We start from the raw sequence: 19,527 nt of genomic DNA on the forward strand, positions 1-19,527 counted from the left end.
TTTTTATTCTCAATAATAATTTATTCGCCTTCACAATCCTTACAATAAATATATCCTACTTACTAATAAGTTAAAATGGTATGAATAAGAATTTATATGCACTAGACATGTTAAAACTGTTTAAAATACGAGAATTAACCATAAGAATCTCATTTCCCGCCACCTTTTTAATAGAAAGTTGATTTACAAAGTTTATATGCGTTAAACTTATACAGATGTTCTTGTAATCTTCTTCCTTTCAAAAGGCTTGTATATATGATGCAAGACATAAAAAACTTGAGGAGATAAAAATTCTATGATGGAACAAAAGCAACTTGTTTCTGTTGTCATACCTCTGTATAACACAGAAAAATATATTGAAGAAACGATGCAGTCAATACTAGATCAAACATATAAAAACATCGAAATTGTAATTGTAGATGATGGAAGTAAAGATCAGTCACCTTCTATCGTAAAAAATCTTGCTGAAAAATACCCAGGGCAAGTAAAATACGTTCATCAAAAAAACCAAGGCGTTTCGGTAGCTCGTAATACAGGAATTGAAAACGCTAGTGGAGAATATATTGCTTTCCTTGATAGTGATGACTTATGGCATCCAACTAAAATTGAGAAGCAAGTCGAAAGTATACATAAAAACAACATAGACGCGTGCTATTGTGGTTATATGAATTTCTACGAAGAAACAGGCGAGAAAGTTGAACATACAACAAACTTTATTAAAGGTGATATGGCAAGAGCATTCCTAACACATCAAGTTGTTGCTCAAACAAGTACTTGGATTTTCAAACGATCCATCGTAATGGATCATAACATTCGTTTTACACCAGGATGTAGTTGGGGCGAAGATTTGGAGTTTTTATTTAAACTTATGAGTGTAACAAATGTATGTTATGTTGATGAATACTTAACTTATTATAGAATCTTATCAGAAGGAAATCTTTCTTCAAAATATAAAGATTATGAATTAAAAACGACAAAAGAGCTAGAAATATTCAATCGTATGAAGGACTGGGTACATAATAAATCTCAAGATTTCATTACAAAAGACCCTCAGTCACTTATTGAGATTCTTGAGACTTATTTATTCCCTTATACAGTCATCAATAACGCTTGTATATATATTAAGGGAAACTCTCAATTAGATAAATCACAAGTTCAATTAATCAAAAAAGATATCAAGAAATATTGCCGTAAAATCTATTCAAAGAATGGAAAGCGTAGTAAAAAACTATATGCAATGCTTTGGTTTGTACGAATTAAATTTCTGTTTTCTTAAACCAAAAATTTAATTCTACTCTCTCTTTCTGTAAACAGATCAAATTACAAATAGGACGAACTAACGAGATCCTAAAGAATAGAAAGGTCTTTTCTCATGAAAACAAATAAAATTTTAAAAAACGCATCCTACCTCTTTGTAGGAAACATTACTGTCCGTTTTGTACTGGCTATTGCAACAATTTTCTTTGCAAGATATGTTTCTCCAAGTGATTACGGTATGTTTACAACTGCGTTAGCAGTTTCAGCTGTTATTTGTTACTTTACAGATGCAGGTTTGACACATACGTTTATGCGTGAAGGAACGAGAAGCGATGCTAATATTAGCGTGCTAATAAGTAGTTATTTACGTATTCGTTTAATATTAGCTATCGTAATTTCTGTACTTTTCGCTATTTTTGCCCAGTTCTTCTATCCCGATGCTTACTTACGTGCGATGGTATATTGGGTTGTTCTACCAACAATGTTCGGAGCAACCTTACAAGGTGTTGGAATGGCTTACTTCCAAGTAACAGAACGCATGCAATTTACAGCTATTATTTCTGTACTACAAGGTGTAACAGCTGCTGCTGCCCTATTACTAGGGATGTCTTTCCAATGGTCACTTATGATGGTTGCTGCCATGTACGGGGTATCTAGTCTTGTAACAGGTGTTATCGCCTTTATAATGACAGTACGTTATACGAAAGTCCATAAGGGTTGGGACAAAGGCATTTTAGATCAACTACTTATTTTCACAATCAATGGAATCATCATTATGCTCTTACCACAATTGGGCCCTATTATATTAGAAAAGGTTTCAACGTATAATCAAGTTGGATTCTTTGGTGCTGCATCTAAAATACCTGCTGTACTATATCAAATACCTGGGGTAATTGCAGCTGCCTTTTATCCAAGGCTTTTTGCTTTTGGTAATGAGAAAAATATTGAAGAACATAGAAAATTATCAAGTTTTGAATTAAAACTTATGTCTTTTTTAGGAATGGGAATTTCTATCCCCTTTATTGCTGATCCAAGTTTCTGGATTGTTAGTTTATTAGGAGAAGAATACGCTCCCGCCGGTGACGCTCTTGCTATTCTAGCGTTTATGGTTATTTTACAATCAATTAACTATCCACTAGCCGATAATTTAACAACGATTGGCCAGCAATGGAAACGTGCAACAACAATGACTATTGGATTAGTTGTTGCCATCATAGGTTATATTGTATTAGGTAGTAAATATGGAATGATGGGGGCAGCTGTCGCAGCTATTCTTACCGAAATTACACTATTAATCGGATTTACCCTCTTTATTCGTAAAGGCATGCAATTATTAGTTAAAGGAATTATATTTAATTCCTTAGCCTTTATTATTAGTTACGGTATATACCGAATTGCATTAATCAACTTACCACCATTAGTTGCTTTAACTCTTACTGGTATACTATACGGTATAATCGGAATTGTAATTGATCCTCAAATACGTGGATTCGTTTTAGGGTTTATAAAACAAAAATTAGGTAAAAAGGTAATATAAAATTAAGTTCCTTTTCAAAATCATGAAAAGGAACTTAACTTCTTTATTTACATCTTTTTTGCATATACCTAATTGTTTCTTTTAACCCATCATAATAAGAAGTTTTTGGTAACTCTCCAATACATTTCTCTCCACTTAATATAACTGGTTTTTCCGTCAAATATAGCATTTCCACAAATTCTTTCATCTGCTTATCAAACAAACCAATGAACTGGATCATTCTTCTTTTTACAGTTATTACTCGTTTGGTATAACCCGTTAATTCCCGTATATGTTGAATCATTTCCTCACCTGTAATGACATCATAACCTGGTATGTTCCAAGTTTGTCCATAGGCCTCATCATGTAAAGCTAATTCAACCATGGCTTTTGCACCATCTGGTATAAAGATATATTCACGAGCAATCTTTTTATCTCCAACAAAGCTAGACATCTTATTTGCAAGTATTCCCTTTAATGTATGATGGACAAGTGTGCTTTCTGCATTTGGACCATAAAAATCTGGGAAATGAGCAATGAACATTTGTACATTAGCTTGTTTTGCCATCTCTTCAAGTTGTAAACGAATCTTCCCTTTCTTTGTGTGTGGTCTCTTTTTAGCATCTTCTTTTACAAGCCCTTCCCCTTGACTTCCATATGCATAAATATTATCAACTATTCCTAGTTTGATACCGTAATGTTTCGATACCTCTAATATGTTTATTAATAATTTCTCTTGCTGTTTCTCCCAATTTGAATATGGAATATTTACAGCATGAAATATAATATCAACACCTTTAGCAGCATTCATTATATCCTCTTGTATAAATACATCGCCTGCTACAAATTCTACATGTTTGTTCCCAGAAAATAATGCACCTAATCTCTCCTTATTTCTTGCAAAAGCAACTACATAAATACCTCGGCTACATAATTCGTTTACAATTGCATAACCCATTGAACCAGAAGCACCTAATACTAAAGCCTTTTTCATTATAAATCCCCTCCTAAATTAATTAACCACTGTTCAATTAATGTTAAAAAGAAAATCACTTACATAAGAAGCGATTTTGAAATAAACTCTACATGTATCTTAGCCAAACCTTGTAGTTCTTCAAACGTTTGGCCACTTCTGCAATAATGTGCTACAAATCCATGTAATGATAAAAAAATAGACCATATTATCGTCGCATTTACTTTTCCATCACATAAAGAAGAAATAACCTTCGCAAATTTTTCATAGCTAACATTAGGACTATTTGCCAAACACTCTTTTAATTCGGCATCTTTAATTAAAAACATAATTTCATAATGACTCTGATTTCTTAGGCCAAATTCAATAAAACCGAATAAAACTGCTCTTAGTTGCTCTTCTCTCAATAATTTTTGATTACAAATTTCATCTAACTTTTTATTTAATAATTGAAAATCCTGTTCCACCATTGCGTAAAATAGCTCTGCTTTGTTTTTAAAATAATAATAAATCGAACCATGGCTATATCCAAGTTCTGTTGCAATTTTGCGCATTGAAGTATATTGATATCCTTGTGCTATAAATAGCTCCCTAGCTACATTCATAATCATTTCTCTTGTTAGTTCTTGTTTAACTGCTTTCCTTGGCGACATATTTCATACCTCACACATTTAATTAACCACTGTTCAATTATATTATATATTTTCAGAAAATTAATACAACCCTCTTTTTGAAAAAATATACATTTTGAAATGATGGCATTACATGAAAGAATTTAGTATCATGATTCAAGGTACTATTTCAAGTTGGACGGAGGATACTATGAGCTTATTAACAGTTGAAAAATTAGGACATACATTTGGCGATCGTACATTATTTAAAGATGTATCTATGCGATTACTAGCAGGTGAGCACGTTGGATTAGTTGGTGCAAACGGTGTTGGTAAATCAACATTCATGAATATCATTACTGGTCAGCTTATTCATGACCAAGGTCGTGTAGAATGGACACCGGGCACACATTACGGTTACTTAGATCAGCATACAGTTTTAACGCCTGGACGTACAATTCGTGACGTACTAGCGGATGCATTTTTACCGCTATTTGAAAAGGAAAAAGCTTTAAATGAAGTTACAGAAAAAATGGGAACTGCTACACCAGAAGAACTAGAAGAACTTCTTGAGCAAATGGCAGAAATACAAGATGCACTTGAAGCGGGCGGTTTCTATTTACTAGATATGAAAATTGAAGAGGCTGCACGTGGTCTTGGAATTGATGCAATTGGTTTAGATCGTGATGTTTCAGCACTAAGTGGTGGACAACGTACAAAAGTATTGCTTGCAAAGCTATTACTTGAACAACCAGAAGTATTATTACTTGATGAACCTACCAACTATTTAGACGTTGAACATATTCATTGGTTAACAAATTATTTAAAAGAATACCCACATGCGTTCCTGTTGATTTCCCATGATACGGAATTTATGAATAAATGTGTTGATGTTATTTTCCATCTAGAATTTACAAAAATGACGCGTTATACAGCAACATATGAAAAATTCCTAGAGCTAGCAGAAATCAATAAAAATCAACATATAAACGCTTATGAAAAACAGCGCGAGTTTATCAAAAAGCAAGAAGACTTCATTGCAAAGAACAAAGCTCGTTATTCAACAACAGGTCGTGCAAAGAGTCGTCAAAAACAACTTGATCGTATGGAACTTATTGATCGCCCGGAAACAGCAATTAAACCTGAATTCTCATTTAAAGAAAGTCGCGCAAGTAGTCGCTTCGTCTTTGAAGGTGAAAATGTAGAAATCGGATATACACATCCGCTACTACCAAAGCTATCAATGACCATCGAACGTGGTGAAAAAATTGCTATTGTTGGATGTAACGGTGTTGGTAAATCAACATTACTAAAAACAATCTTAGGTAAAATTAAACCTTTAAGCGGTAAAACAAGCCTTGGTGACTTCTTAGAGCCTGCATACTTTGAGCAAGAAGTTAAAGCGGACAATATAACACCAATTGATGATGTATGGAATACATTCCCTGGCCTAGACCAGCATCAAATTCGTGCGATGTTAGCAAAATGCGGATTAAAAAATGAACATATTTCTCGCCCATTAAGTCAATTAAGTGGTGGAGAACAAGCAAAAGTTCGTTTATGTAAACTAATGGGTGAAGAAAGTAACTGGCTACTATTTGATGAGCCGACAAACCATCTTGATGTTACAGCGAAAGCGGAACTTAAGAAGGCTATGAAAGCATATAAAGGAACAATCCTCCTTGTATGTCACGAACCGGACTTCTATGAAGATTGGATTACAAAAGTTTGGAATGTAGAAGAATGGTCTCAAGATAAAAATTAATAGACATAAGATTTTTATCCATATTTTATGCTATACTATACTTTGCGTGACAACATCTTGTTCTGTTGTCACGTTTTTTATAGAGTAAGATTTTATTAATGCTGGGGGCCATATTATGCTTTTTAATTCTTTTGAATTTATGCTTTTATTCTTACCTATAGCAGTAATTGGATATTTCCTATTGCAAAAAGTTAACGAAAATTTCGCGAAACTTTTTTTAGTAGGTATGTCCCTATACTTTTATGCATATTTTGAGGTGAAATACTTATTACTAATAGGGGTTTCATTATTTACAAACGCATTTATAGGCCAACAAATTATACAAAAAATTAATCAAAAAACTCGAAAAGTATTTTTAATAGTTGTTTTAGTATTTAACATCTCATTATTGGGATACTTTAAATACTCTGATTTCTTCTTAGATAATATAAATACCCTATTTGGAACTGATGTACCTTTATTAAAGTTATTACTGCCTTTAGGCATTAGTTTTATTACCTTCCAAAAGATAGGTTTTTTAGTAGATTGTTATAAGAGGGAATTAACAAAGTTTAATTTTATTGATTTTTGCTTGTTCGTAACGTTTTTCCCGCAACTTATTGCAGGACCCATTGTCCATCATAGTAAGGTCCTCCCTCAATTTCAAGATGAATCTAAAAGAAGTCCGAGCATTGAAAATATTACAAAAGGACTTTACATATTCGGGATTGGTCTTACTAAAAAAGTAGTAATTGCTGATTCACTAGCACAATGGGCTGATTTTGGCTTTAGCAATGTAAATCAACTATCTACGACCGATGCATAGGTTTCATCACTTGCATATACATTACAACTGTATTTTGATTTTAGTGGATATTGTGATATGGCAATAGGTGCAGCGTTGTTATTCAACATTATACTACCAATTAACTTCTTTTCTCCTTATAAATCTTTAAGTATTCAAGATTTTTGGAGACGTTGGCATATGACATTAGGACGATTTTTCACTCAATATGTATATATTCCATTAGGTGGGAGTCGAAAAGGGCAAATTCGTACTTGTTTAAATTTATTTACAATTTTTCTTATAAGTGGAATTTGGCATGGCGCTGGATGGACGTTTGTTATTTGGGGCGTTTTACACGGATTAGCTATTGTAATACATCGATTATTTAAAAACTTGGGTGGAAAAATGCCTAAATTAATTGCTTGGATTTTAACAATGGGATTTGTACATGTAACATGGGTTTTCTTCAGAGCTACTTCTGTAGAAGATGCATTAACTATGTTAAATCGCATGTTCAACGTAAATTACTTACACATCCAAACAGCACTTATTCAATTCCGTCCAGAAACATTAACTGGTGTGTCTATAATGGATAATTTAATTTATTCCCGTTCCAAGTGACTGGTGATCATTTTAACTTCCAAACTATTTTATACCTAGCAATTGGAATCGCTATTGTATTATTTACAAAAAATTCTATAGAAAAATTAGAATCTTTCCATCCAAAACCGATTTATGCTCTTGCATTAGCTAGCATGTTTATACTTTCTTTGATGTATTTAAATCGTGTAAGTTCATTCTTATACTTTAATTTCTAATAACCGTAGGTGAAAAATATGTATAAACGTTTTATATGTTGGTTTATTATATTCCTTTTCATTTTATCTGGAATAGTTTGCTCTATTGTTTATAAGCTTGACCCATTGTATGTATATAAATTTAAGAAGAACGATTATTTTTATGCTACTGAACGCTATCAAATGCCTGGACTTATTAAACATATGGATTATGATACCTTATTTGTAGGGACTTCTATGGGAAGAAATTTCCTTGAACCTGACGCTAATAAATTACTTCATACTAACAGCTTTAATGGCTCTCTTCCAGGTTCAACAGCTAGGGAACAAAATATGACAGCCCAGTTAGCTACTCATTCAAAAACTGTTAAAAATGTTATTTGGGAGCTTAATTTATATTCATTCTCTGAAAAACCTGAATGGGTATCAGAAGGTGCTTCACCATTTCCAACTTACATGTATGATACAAATAAGTTGAATGATATCCAATATTTAATTAGCCCGTATTCTCGAAAAGTAGCATTACAGAATATGAAATTAAAATTAGATCCAACAAAATCTCCACAGGATCCCCATTGGCTATACAAATTTGGAGATGACGAGCCAAAATTCTCAGTAGATATAGCTAAAAGGGTTGTTGACGGAACACCTCATCAATCAATCAATCAGCGATGGTTGGTATCATGAACAAATGCTTAAATCTTTTGATTCTAATATTATTGAACTTGTCAAACAAAACCCAGAAGTACAGTTTATATTTTTCTATGCGCCATATCCAGTAACATATCACGTAGTTATGGATAAAAACGACCCAAAGCATACAAAGGAAAATATGTTATTTAAAAAAGAAGTATACACTAAATTAGCACAACTAAAAAATGTAAAACTCTATGATTTCCAAGATCAAAAAGAAGTTACGTATAATATTTCTAATTATATGTCTGATCAAACGCATTATTACAGATATATAAATGATTGGATTGTAAAACAATTAGCAACAACTGAACCGATTACTAATAAACAAGATTACGAACAAAGATTAACTAACTTCTCTAATGAAATACGGAATTTCGATACTTCTAAGCTAGTGAATTCAGATGAAAGACCTAAATAATAAAAAAGGTAACAATGAAAACTATCATTGTTACCTTTTTATATTGTAATAGCCCATAAGTCTCAAACGAAACTCTTTTAAAGCTGGATATGCCTCTAAATTAAACAACATCCCTTGGATAACTGGAATTCTTGGATTTTGCATTCTCATTTCTGCCTCCAAAACATCCAATGTAACAAGCAATTCCTCATCCTCTAATTGATCAGCTAAAGTTCGCTTAAATACAATAATCTCTTTTAAAAAATGTTCCTTAACCTGCTCCTTAATAAGTTCTGATTTACAAAGAAACTCCCCAAGCCTTTCTTCATGCAAAACAGGTTTCTCCGCAGATTCTACAAGCCCTCCTACTAAATGATCTATCCTTTTTAAAATAAAAGTTGAGACATACGATAAGTCAATTTCTGGCGCCTGTAAAATAATTAATTCCAAGTATCCGCGGCATATACCTTCTACCATAATTACTAAATCCAATAAATAGGGTATAACCTTTTCACCATAAATGGACAATAAACTATTTCGATAAAATGCATGAGACTCTAACTTCATCCGCATCATAAACTCTTCCACTTCTTTATTAAAAGGAATCGCATTTTCCCTCGCATGCATAATAATAAATTCTTTATGCTTTTGTATATCGTTAAACTGGCAATGCAATTGTTTTGCAAATTTTTCACGTGGTAATAATGATTCTTTATCAATATCCATCATTTTATTTTGAATCTTGTCATAGTAATATCGAAGTGTTGCTAATAAAAGCTCTTCTTTCGATTTAAAGTATAAATAAAAAGCTCCCTTAGATATGCCACAAGCGGTCACAATTTCCTGTACTGATGTCGCATTTACACCCTTAGTCGCAAATAACTTCATAGCCATCTCTATAATTAAACGCTCTTTTTCTTTCATATCATGTCTCTCCTAAATTTAATCTCGCATCTTATTATGAATGTATTATACCATCCCTTTTCATTGACGGCTGACCAATCAGTCAGTTATATTATGTATTAGACTGACCAGTTGGTCAATACAATACAAAGGGAGCGCAAACATGAACAAAATCATTAATTTCTCGTTAAAAAATAAGTTCGCAGTTTGGCTACTAACCATTATTGTTACCATTGCAGGTATTTATTCTGGGCTGAACATGAAGCTGGAAACAATTCCTGATATTACAACACCTGTTGTAACAGTAACCACGGTTTATCCTGGTGCTACACCAGAAGAAGTAGCGGATAAGGTTTCAAAACCGATGGAAGAGCAACTGCAAAATTTAAGTGGTGTAAACGTTGTTAGTTCATCATCTTTTCAAAATGCATCTTCTATGCAAGTAGAATATGATTTTGATAAAAACATGGAAAAGGCTGAAACAGAAATTAAAGAAGCACTCGCAAATGTAAAACTGCCAGAAGGCGTAAAGGATCCGAAAGTTTCACGTTTAAACTTCAATGCCTTTCCTGTTATTTCATTAAGCGTAGCAAGTAAAAATGAATCTTTAGCTACCTTAACTGAAAATGTCGAAAAAAATGTTGTTCCAGGATTAAAAGGACTTGATGGTGTTGCATCTGTTCAAATTTCAGGTCAACAAGTAGATGAAGTACAACTTGTCTTCAAGAAAGATAAGATGAAAGAATTAGGTTTAAGTGAAGATACTGTAAAAAATGTAATTAAAGGATCGGACGTATCTTTACCACTTGGTTTATATACATTTAAAGACACAGAAAAATCAGTTGTTGTAGATGGCAATATTACAACAATGAAAGCATTAAAAGAATTGAAAATCCCAGCTGTTCCTTCCTCACCGAGCGGTCAAAGTAGTCAAAACCCTGGGGCTGGTGCACAAACGTCGCAAATGAATCCAGCCGCTATGAACGGGATTCCCACAGTTACGTTAGACGAAATTGCTGACATTAAAGAAGTCGGAAAAGCTGAATCTATTTCTCGAACAAATGGAAAAGAAGCAATTGGAATTCAAATTGTAAAAGCTGCTGATGCGAATACAGTTGATGTTGTAAATGCAGTAAAAGATAAAGTCAAAGAGCTTGAGAAAAAATATAAAGACTTAGAGATTATTTCAACATTTGACCAAGGTGCACCGATTGAGAAATCAGTAGAAACAATGCTGAGCAAAGCTATTTTCGGCGCTATCTTTGCGATTGTTATTATTATGCTGTTCCTACGAAATATCCGAACAACATTAATCTCTGTCGTTTCCATACCACTTTCTTTATTAATTGCTGTATTAGTTATAAAGCAAATGGATATTACGCTTAACATTATGACACTCGGAGCAATGACAGTCGCTATCGGGCGCGTTGTGGATGACTCCATTGTTGTTATTGAAAATATTTACCGACGTATGTCATTATCAGAAGAGAAGCTGCGCGGAAAAGATTTAATTCGTGAAGCTACGAAAGAAATGTTTATCCCGATTATGTCTTCTACCATCGTAACAATTGCAGTATTTTTACCACTTGGACTAGTAAAAGGTATGATTGGTGAAATGTTCTTACCATTCGCCTTAACTATCGTTTTCGCTTTATTAGCATCGTTACTAGTGGCAGTTACAATCGTACCAATGCTAGCTCACTCTTTATTTAAAAAAGAGAGCATGAGGGAAAAAGAGGTACATCATGAAGAAAAACCAAGTAAATTAGCAAACATTTATAAACGCATACTTGCATGGGCTTTAAATCATAAAATTATTACATCAAGTATCGCTGTCCTTCTATTAGTTGGTAGTCTTGCGCTTGTTCCAGTTATCGGTGTAAGTTTCTTACCATCTGAAGAAGAAAAAATGATCATTACAACGTATAATCCTGAACCAGGTCAAACGTTAGAAGACGTTGAAAAAATTGCAACGAAAGCTGAGAAGCACTTCCAAGATAATAAAGACGTCAAAACAATTCAATTCTCATTAGGTGGCGAAAACCCAATGAGTCCTGGTCAATCAAACCAGGCAATGTTCTTCGTGCAATATGATAACGACACGAAAAACTTCGAAAAAGAGAAAGAACAGGTCGTTAAAGATTTACAGAAGATGTCTGGAAAAGGCGAATGGAAAAACCAAGATTTCGGAGCAAGTGGCGGTAGTAACGAAATTAAACTATACGTTTACGGAGATAGCTCGGAAGACATTAAGCCTGTCGTAAAAGATATTCAAAACATAATGAAGAAAAACAAAGACTTAAAAGATATAGACTCTAGTATTGCAAAAACATACGCAGAGTACACTTTAGTCGCAGATCAGGAAAAGCTGAGTAAAATGGGTCTAACGGCGGCGCAAATTGGAATGGGACTTTCTAATCAACATGATCGCCCTGTTCTGACAACAATTAAAAAAGACGGTAAAGACGTCAATGTATATGTAGAGGCTGAAAAACAAAATTATGAAACAATCGATGACTTAACAAATCGAAAACTTACAACACCACTTGGTAATGAAGTGGCTGTGAAAGATGTGATGACTGTAAAAGAAGGGGAAACTTCAAATACAGTGAAACACCGCGATGGCCGTGTTTATGCGGAAGTAAGTGCAAAACTTACATCTGATGACGTTTCAAAAGCATCTGCCGCTGTTCAAAAAGAAGTAGATAAAATGGAGCTTCCTTCTGGCGTAGATGTTTCTATGGGCGGCGTTACAAAAGATATTGAAGAATCATTTAAGCAACTTGGTTTAGCGATGTTAGCTGCGATTGCCATTGTATACTTCGTTCTTGTCGTTACATTTGGCGGTGCCCTTGCACCATTCGCAATTTTATTCTCGCTACCATTTACAATTATCGGAGCTCTTGTTGCCTTATTAATCTCTGGTGAAACGTTAAGTGTCTCTGCAATGATTGGTGCGCTTATGTTAATCGGTATCGTTGTAACAAACGCAATCGTGCTTATCGACCGAGTTATTCATAAAGAAAATGAAGGTCTATCAACACGCGAAGCTTTATTAGAAGCTGGTGCAACACGCCTTCGTCCGATTTTAATGACTGCAATTGCAACGATTGGGGCTCTTATCCCGCTTGCATTAGGGTTTGAAGGTAGCGGCTTAATTTCTAAAGGACTTGGTGTAACCGTAATTGGTGGATTAACAAGTTCAACGTTATTAACACTTCTTATTGTTCCAATCGTTTATGAAGTATTAAGCAAATTTAAAAAGAAAAAAGCAAAATAACAAAAAATAACCTCGCAGTTAGCGAGGTTATTTTTTATTTCCAAACAAGACTAGAAAATCACCATATCCTTCTTTCTCTAATTCCTCTTTTGGAATAAATCGAAGGGCTGCAGAATTAATACAGTAACGAAGTCCATTTGGTCCTGGACCGTCTGGAAATACATGCCCAAGATGTGAATCTCCTTCCTTACTTCTCACTTCTGTACGCGTCATATTATGACTCACATCCATTTTTTCTTTCACACTAGCTGACATAACTGGCTTCGTAAAACTAGGCCATCCACACCCACTATCAAACTTATCTAAAGAAGTAAATAACGGTTCTCCTGAAACAATGTCTACATAAAGACCCTCTTCTTTATGATTCCAATACTCATTTCGAAATGGTGGTTCTGTACCATTTTCCTGCGTTACATAAAACTGCATCTCATTTAGTTTTTCTTTTAAATGAGCATTATCCTTCGGCCAATGTTGCTTAATAAAAGCATCTCGTCCCGAGCCTTTACGGTATAACTCGTAGCGAAATGTATTTTTCTTATGATATCCTTGATGGTATTCCTCAGCCGGATAAAACGTAGTAGCTGGTAATATTTTTGTCGCAATTGGCTTTGAAAAGCGGCCACTCTTTGCAAGATCTGCTTTTGAGGCCTCTGCTTTTTTATGTTGCTCTTCATTATGATAAAAAATTACTGTTTCGTAAGACTGTCCGCGGTCGTGGAATTGTCCACCTACATCGGTCGGATCAATTTGTCTCCAATATATATTTAATAACTCCTCATACGGCATTTTATTTGCGTCAAATGTAATTTGTACTGCCTCATAATGTCCCGTCGTTTCTGAACATACTTCTTTATATGTTGGATTCTCTTTATGACCACCCGTATAGCCAGAAACAACTTTTATAATCCCTTCCATCTCTTCAAATGGCGAAACCATACACCAGAAGCATCCTCCAGCAAATGTAGCTAACTCTACCTTTTCATTTACAGCCATTCTTTCACCCCTATTCTATGTTCTTCTTACAGTATGGCATAAGGAACATCATGTTATAAAAGAAAAAGCACCGAACATCGATGCTTTTTCTTACTTCACTTTATTTTTTCCCGACTTCCTTCTCCATTTCATCACTTGTCACATCTAAGACATCTAATAAGAAAATGAAGATTGGAATACCGATAATTAATCCCCATACACCTAAGAAGTGTTCTGAGAAGATTAATACCATAAACGTATAGAAAATCGGTAAGTTTGTTTTTTGCGACATAAACTTCGGATTTAACACGTAACTTTCAAGCGCATGAATGACTGTTACGATAACTAAAATATAAACAACGTACATAATACCGCCGATATTGTAAGCAATCATACAAAGCGGGAATAACGAAATGATAACCCCAGCTACTGGAATTAAACCGAGTAAGAAGATCATTAACGCTAAACCTAATAATTGCGGGAATCCTAATATCCATAGTGCAATAACGGATAGAACACAGTTAACAACTGCAATTAAAAATTGTGCTTCGATTACTTTTCCGAATGAACGTGCAAATTTCTTACCGAAGTACTCAATTTCAGTATAGAAAATTGCAAGTCGGCTTTCTTTAAATTTTGCAGTAAATGCAACGATACGGGCTTTCTCCAATAAGAAAAATAGGCTTAAAATTAAAGAAAGTAACACTTGAAGGCCAAATTTTCCAACATTCGTAATCGATTTATACAAAATGTCTACGCCTTGTCCTACATACTTCGACAGTTCCATATGATTGACAGCATTAACTGCATACTTAATTAATTCACTATCTGGTGGATTTCTTAAAAATACGTTAAATTGATAAATTAATTGTGAAATTTGTATCGTTAATACTGGTAAATATTTAAATAGCGTAATAGCAATTCCGCCAATTAACATGACATATAGAAATGCTATAATGAGTTTTCGATTAATGGGCATGAAATGATCTAATTTGCGGGAAATAAACTTTTGAAATCGATCCATTAAATACGTAAGAATAAACGTAATTAAAATTAAATTCAACATACTTTGCAGCCCGTATAACACGAGAGCAAGTATTACTAATACGAGTAACCTCTGAAATCCTTTGCTTTGAAACAGGTTTTTTATTTGCATAATCGACGAGTACTCTCTCCTGTCCTATAAAGTAAAACGTTAATAAGTAGATTTTTTCTCTATTCTCTACCTTTAATTATTCATTCATATGAAGATTTTTATAAGCTTATTATATGTCTCCCTTAGCAGACCCTATAGTAGCTTACTTCTTATTTTACAATACAATGACCTAATTCAAAACGTATTCTACACAGTATTAATGAAGATTTAAGGAAACTTACATTTTGTTAAAATAGGTCTTACCACTACTGTAACATAAAAAGCAAGCTATCAGTAGAAATCTGTCCTACAAATAGCTTGCTTTTCTCATTTTTTCAAGTAAGTTTTACTAGCCAATGAATGGCATAAACATCGGTATGACAACGACTGTTACAACCCCAACTACTGTTACAGCAATACTTGCCATAGCTGCCTCTACTTCACCCATTTCAATTCCTACTGCCACTCCTAATGCGTGACCTGCTGTTCCAAGCGCTAAACCTTTTGCAATTGGATGTTTTACTCTAAATGTTTTTAAGAATAATGCTCCTAATGCGTATACAATAACTGCGTTAAAAATAACTGCAAATGATGTAATTGCTGGTATACCACCAATACTTTCAGAGATTGGTAATGCAATTGCTGTTGTTGCTGCTTGTGGTAACATTGAATTCATTACTGCTGTATCTAAACCAATTGCTTTTGCAACAATAAATACGACAATTACTGAACAAATAGATCCAACTACGATAGCCGATAAAATTTGCCACCAATATTTTTTTAACTTATCCACTTGTTTATATAATGGAATTGCAAACGCGATTGTTGCTGGCTCTAAGAAGAAACTAATCATTTTTCCGCCAGTATTATATTCTTCAAAAGTAAAATTACCTACTTTTAGAAAGACAATCCCTAATACCATCGCTACGAATAATGGTGTGAATAAGAAGAATCCTTTTGAATGCTTAAATAATAACGTTCCGATTCCGTATGCGATCAACGAAACGACAATTCCGAAATATGGAGTCATTGTGCTTGCCATGTTCATTCCCTCCAAACAATATATACTAAATTGGTTACGCAACTTTTCCGTGCTTGCGTCCTTTATTTACTACTTTCAATTCTTTCGTATCTTTTGTTTCTTTATCGTCTTTTCCTAAAATGAATTGTGCAAATAACCCTGTTACAGCGAGTAAAATAATTGTTGCTACAACAATTACAGTTAAAATTTGTACAAAATATTGTCCCATTACACCAAGAGAATTAATAACTGAAATACCTGATGGGACGAAAAGGAATCCGATAATACCCGTTAAAGCTGTTCCAAGTGATTCAACTTGCTCCAATTTAATAACCTTTAAACATAATAAGCTAAATAAAATGACTAATCCGATCACCGATGAAGGCATCGGAATTGGTAAATGTGTTGCAATAATATTAGAAACTAACATAATAGCTGAAAATATGAATGCTTGTGATAAGAAACTATATACTTTTTTCGTACTCATTTCGGCCACCTCTTTCGATTTGGTACCTTTATTGTATAAGATACAAACGAAACTGTAAGCGTTTACATATTAGAACGTCGAATATACAAAATTAGTTACAAAAATAGGAAGATGAAATGCAAAAAGCTACTTCTTAAATACGAAGCAGCTTTTTGAGTTCTTTTGCATATGTTCGGCTAACAGGTACTTTTGATCCTTCTTTCATAATTAAGTTATAAGTAGAGTTAAACCACGGTTGTATTTCTGCAATATGATTAATATTTGCAATAAAACTGCGATGGACACGCATAAAACTTGCTTGCGGCAACTTCTTTTCTAAAATTACAAGCGTATCGTGTGTTACATATGTTTCCCTCATCGTTTTTACTGTCACTTTTCCGTCCACAAGTCCTACATATATAATATCTTCAATATTTACAAGTACAATCGATTCCTCAATTGGTAATGCTAGTTTATGCATCTCCGTCGTTACATCTACACTCTTTACTTCTTGTTTTGTTTCTAATTTTATTTGTTTTTGCTTTTTATATTTCTTTAATGTCTGTACGATACGTTCTTCATCAAATGGCTTTAAAATGTAATCTAACGCATCTACTTCAAATGCTTGCAATGCGTATTGATCGTAGGCAGTCGCAAACACAATTGCAGGTGGATTTTTCATCTTCTTTAATATATTTGCGATCTCAAATCCGTTATCATCAGATAACTGAATGTCTAGGAAAACAATATCTGGTTTGTTTTGCATTAGCTCTTCTAATGCATCTTCTACACAATCAGCCTCACCAACTACTTCTACTTCTTTTGTTTGTTCTAATAAATATTTCAATTCATCACGTGCTAACATTTCATCGTCAACTACTAATACTTTTAACACTCCGTTTTTCCTCCCCTACTTTTTTCGGGATTACGAAGGAGATTTTTGTCCCTTGCTCTAATTCACTTTCAATTTGAAGCATTGTCTCTTTCCCAAATAACCCGATAAGTCGTTCATTAATATTATATAAAGCTGTTCCAGTCCCTTTTTTTGATGAAACTACCATTTTTCCTAATTGTCCTAAACGTTCACTCTCAATCCCTTGCCCATTATCTTGTACTTCAAAATGAACCATCTCCTCCCTTTCAAACACATGTACCTCAACTTGGCACACCGATTGCTTTTTCGGAAAAGCATGGCGCAATGCATTTTCAACTAATAACTGAAGTACAAATGGTGGTACTAAGGTCGTCTTTAACTCTTCCTCAATGTACATTTTCACTTCATACTTATTTGGAAACCTCGCTTGTTCTAAAGATAAATATGCATGTACATGATTTAACTCTTGTTCTAATGGAATAAGTAATTGGCGTGCCCCTTGCAAATTACAACGGAAATACACGCTAAGCTGTAATAATAACTTCCTTGCCTTCTCTACATCTGTTCGGCATAAAGCTGATACTGTATTAATTGCATTAAATAAAAAGTGTGGGTTAATTTGGGCTTGTAATGCTTTTATCTCAGCATCTTGCAATAATTTACTTTGCAACTCCGCTTCACCTAATTCAAGTTGTGTAGAGAATATTTTTGCTAACCCTTCTGCTAATTCCTCTTCTACACGACTTAACTGGTTAGAATTCTTAAAATACAGTTTTAATGTCCCAATTGTATTCCCATGTGAAGTTAGTGGAATAACAATCGCCGCTTGCAAAGGGCAGCCTTCATGTTGACAATTAATAACCTCACGCGACTTCGCTTTCATTATTTTTCCTGTGTTCAACACTTCCTTCGATAAACCCGTTATTAAACTATGTGAAGGAATATGATGATCTGATGCTAATCCAACGTGGGCTAATATTTTCTCTGTATCTGTTAAGGATACCGCATCTGTTCCCGTAAAGCGGTGAATAATTTGTGCCACATGTTTACAAGAATCTTCTGTTAATCCGCGGCGAAAATATGGTAATGTTTTGTCAGCAATTCGTAATACTTTATGCGTTTGCAGGGCTTTCGCATTTTCTTCCTGACGCAAAATAGCTTGTATCATAGAAAGTAAAATAAAACTCCCGAAACTATTTACAAGGATCATTGGTATCGCAATTGTTTTCACGATACTACTCCCATCCTCTACAATTAATAGGATCATAATCATTTCTAAAGAAACGATAAACACACTTAAAACCGCTGAAAATTTAGGCGTAATTACACGATTGTATTTTTTGAAAATATATCCAATATACCCCGTTATAACACCTGCTAAAATTGACGAAATTGCACAGCTTAGCGCTGTCGTCCCGCCAAGCATATAACGGTGAATACCTGCAATCGATCCTACTCCAATGCCGACGATAGGACCTCCAAGCAATCCACTAATTCCAACACCCATAATACGTGTATTCGCAATTGTACTAGATGACGAAACACCTTGTAGCCAATTTTCTTTCATAATTGTATTCCCAGCAATTTCAATTCCTGTGTAATTGCTTACAATTGTAAACACTGAAAAAATACAAATAAGCTTAAGCTTATCTACATATCCATCTTGCTTATGAAGAAGGCGCCTGAACGTTTTAATATGAGAAAGTAAAAATCCTAAAATAACAATAAGTCCGACACGTTCAATCATCATAAGTACTAAATTTAGCATCTTTGATTCATTCCTTTTTATATGAGTTAGTTTTATTATGGAAAAATAATGAAGTGTGCGTCAAGAAGAATGAAATATCTTTTGAAATATTTTACACATAACAATTCCCTCATTATTTGACAATGTAATAGAAGAGTGCTAAAAATAAAGTAATATAATACAGTCCTTTAACCCAACCCCGTGAGGTTGAGAAGGAAGTCGGAATATACTCTATACGTATGTCCTTTTTTAGGGATACGTATGAATTTTTGGCCTTCTCATCATATCAGGTGAGAAGGCCTTTTGTTATTCTTCCATAGCGACTGTAGAAAGAAAATGAGGAGGAGTAAT

Annotated in this window: 13 protein-coding genes and 2 pseudogenes; 6 read left to right on the forward strand and 9 right to left on the reverse strand. The window is 34.0% G+C overall.

Annotated features, from left to right (window positions below):
• Window positions 1-295: 295 nt before the first annotated feature.
• The gene (locus AAG068_RS27085) at window positions 296-1,276 is read left to right on the forward strand and encodes a glycosyltransferase family 2 protein (protein WP_342716509.1); all 981 of its coding nucleotides are present in this window, start codon (window positions 296-298) and stop codon (window positions 1,274-1,276) included.
• A 96-nt stretch (window positions 1,277-1,372) separates the two neighbouring features.
• Window positions 1,373-2,794: an oligosaccharide flippase family protein gene (locus AAG068_RS27090; protein ID WP_342716510.1), complete on the forward strand. Its 1,422-nt coding sequence runs from the start codon at window positions 1,373-1,375 to the stop codon at window positions 2,792-2,794.
• Between the two features lie 43 nt (window positions 2,795-2,837).
• Here AAG068_RS27090 and AAG068_RS27095 read toward each other — a convergent pair whose 3' ends face one another.
• Both AAG068_RS27095 and AAG068_RS27100 read right to left on the reverse strand, forming a co-directional pair.
• Window positions 2,838-3,767: an SDR family NAD(P)-dependent oxidoreductase gene (locus AAG068_RS27095; protein WP_342716511.1), complete on the reverse strand. Its 930-nt coding sequence runs from the start codon at window positions 3,765-3,767 to the stop codon at window positions 2,838-2,840.
• 59 nt (window positions 3,768-3,826) lie between these two features.
• Entirely contained in the window at window positions 3,827-4,399 is a 573-nt protein-coding gene (locus tag AAG068_RS27100; protein ID WP_342716512.1) for a TetR/AcrR family transcriptional regulator, read from the reverse strand.
• A gap of 169 nt (window positions 4,400-4,568) precedes the next feature.
• On the opposite strand from AAG068_RS27100, the gene AAG068_RS27105 reads away from it, so the two are divergent.
• The 3 genes and pseudogenes from AAG068_RS27105 to AAG068_RS27120 all read left to right on the forward strand — a co-directional run bounded on the left by AAG068_RS27105 (window position 4,569) and on the right by AAG068_RS27120 (window position 8,799).
• Window positions 4,569-6,122, forward strand: coding sequence for an ABC-F family ATP-binding cassette domain-containing protein (locus AAG068_RS27105; protein WP_342719825.1), 1,554 nt, complete (start codon window positions 4,569-4,571; stop codon window positions 6,120-6,122).
• 115 nt (window positions 6,123-6,237) lie between these two features.
• Window positions 6,238-7,706: pseudogene (locus tag AAG068_RS27110) on the forward strand (MBOAT family O-acyltransferase).
• Window positions 7,707-7,724: 18 nt separating this feature from the next.
• Window positions 7,725-8,799 (forward strand): annotated as a pseudogene (locus AAG068_RS27120) (hypothetical protein).
• 30 nt (window positions 8,800-8,829) lie between these two features.
• On the opposite strand, the gene AAG068_RS27125 reads toward AAG068_RS27120, so the two are convergent.
• A complete protein-coding gene (locus tag AAG068_RS27125; protein WP_342716514.1) occupies window positions 8,830-9,702 on the reverse strand; it encodes a TetR/AcrR family transcriptional regulator in 873 nt (290 codons plus the stop codon).
• Window positions 9,703-9,844: 142 nt separating this feature from the next.
• Here AAG068_RS27125 and AAG068_RS27130 point away from each other — a divergent pair, with 142 nt between their 5' ends.
• Window positions 9,845-12,961 carry an efflux RND transporter permease subunit gene (locus AAG068_RS27130; RefSeq protein ID WP_342716515.1) on the forward strand — a complete coding sequence of 1,039 codons (3,117 nt, stop codon included), beginning with the start codon at window positions 9,845-9,847 and terminating at the stop codon, window positions 12,959-12,961.
• A gap of 27 nt (window positions 12,962-12,988) precedes the next feature.
• On the opposite strand, the gene msrB is transcribed toward AAG068_RS27130, so the two are convergent.
• The 6 genes from msrB to lytS form a co-directional block, all read right to left on the reverse strand.
• Window positions 12,989-13,954 (reverse strand): peptide-methionine (R)-S-oxide reductase MsrB, encoded by a 966-nt coding sequence (msrB, locus tag AAG068_RS27135; RefSeq protein ID WP_342716516.1) that lies wholly within the window; start codon window positions 13,952-13,954, stop codon window positions 12,989-12,991.
• A gap of 100 nt (window positions 13,955-14,054) precedes the next feature.
• A complete protein-coding gene (locus AAG068_RS27140; protein WP_342716517.1) occupies window positions 14,055-15,089 on the reverse strand; it encodes an AI-2E family transporter in 1,035 nt (344 codons plus the stop codon).
• A 328-nt stretch (window positions 15,090-15,417) separates the two neighbouring features.
• Complete coding sequence (gene lrgB, locus AAG068_RS27145) at window positions 15,418-16,110, reverse strand: antiholin-like protein LrgB (RefSeq protein ID WP_000168869.1); 693 nt, start codon at window positions 16,108-16,110, stop codon at window positions 15,418-15,420.
• A gap of 34 nt (window positions 16,111-16,144) precedes the next feature.
• Window positions 16,145-16,576, reverse strand: coding sequence for an antiholin-like murein hydrolase modulator LrgA (gene lrgA / locus AAG068_RS27150; protein ID WP_016085373.1), 432 nt, complete (start codon window positions 16,574-16,576; stop codon window positions 16,145-16,147).
• A gap of 133 nt (window positions 16,577-16,709) precedes the next feature.
• Window positions 16,710-17,450, reverse strand: coding sequence for a LytR/AlgR family response regulator transcription factor (locus AAG068_RS27155; protein ID WP_342716518.1), 741 nt, complete (start codon window positions 17,448-17,450; stop codon window positions 16,710-16,712).
• The gene (lytS, locus tag AAG068_RS27160; protein WP_342716519.1) at window positions 17,428-19,197 is read right to left on the reverse strand and encodes a two-component system sensor histidine kinase LytS; all 1,770 of its coding nucleotides are present in this window, start codon (window positions 19,195-19,197) and stop codon (window positions 17,428-17,430) included. Before lytS ends, AAG068_RS27155 begins: the two co-directional genes overlap by 23 nt.
• Window positions 19,198-19,527: the final 330 nt, after the last annotated feature.

Source organism: Bacillus paramycoides (genome assembly GCF_038971285.1).
GTDB lineage: Bacteria > Bacillota > Bacilli > Bacillales > Bacillaceae_G > Bacillus_A.

Coding starts and splice junctions, on each gene's coding strand:
- AAG068_RS27095 (WP_342716511.1), bottom strand. CDS start 3,767: ATGAAAAAGGCTTTAGTATTAGGTGCTTCTGGTTCAATGGGTTATGCA.
- AAG068_RS27125 (WP_342716514.1), bottom strand. CDS start 9,702: ATGAAAGAAAAAGAGCGTTTAATTATAGAGATGGCTATGAAGTTATTT.
- msrB (WP_342716516.1), bottom strand. CDS start 13,954: ATGGCTGTAAATGAAAAGGTAGAGTTAGCTACATTTGCTGGAGGATGC.
- AAG068_RS27085 (WP_342716509.1), top strand. CDS start 296: ATGATGGAACAAAAGCAACTTGTTTCTGTTGTCATACCTCTGTATAAC.
- lytS (WP_342716519.1), bottom strand. CDS start 19,197: ATGCTAAATTTAGTACTTATGATGATTGAACGTGTCGGACTTATTGTT.
- AAG068_RS27090 (WP_342716510.1), top strand. CDS start 1,373: ATGAAAACAAATAAAATTTTAAAAAACGCATCCTACCTCTTTGTAGGA.
- AAG068_RS27140 (WP_342716517.1), bottom strand. CDS start 15,089: ATGCAAATAAAAAACCTGTTTCAAAGCAAAGGATTTCAGAGGTTACTC.
- AAG068_RS27105 (WP_342719825.1), top strand. CDS start 4,569: ATGAGCTTATTAACAGTTGAAAAATTAGGACATACATTTGGCGATCGT.
- lrgA (WP_016085373.1), bottom strand. CDS start 16,576: ATGAGTACGAAAAAAGTATATAGTTTCTTATCACAAGCATTCATATTT.
- lrgB (WP_000168869.1), bottom strand. CDS start 16,110: ATGGCAAGCACAATGACTCCATATTTCGGAATTGTCGTTTCGTTGATC.
- AAG068_RS27100 (WP_342716512.1), bottom strand. CDS start 4,399: ATGTCGCCAAGGAAAGCAGTTAAACAAGAACTAACAAGAGAAATGATT.
- AAG068_RS27130 (WP_342716515.1), top strand. CDS start 9,845: ATGAACAAAATCATTAATTTCTCGTTAAAAAATAAGTTCGCAGTTTGG.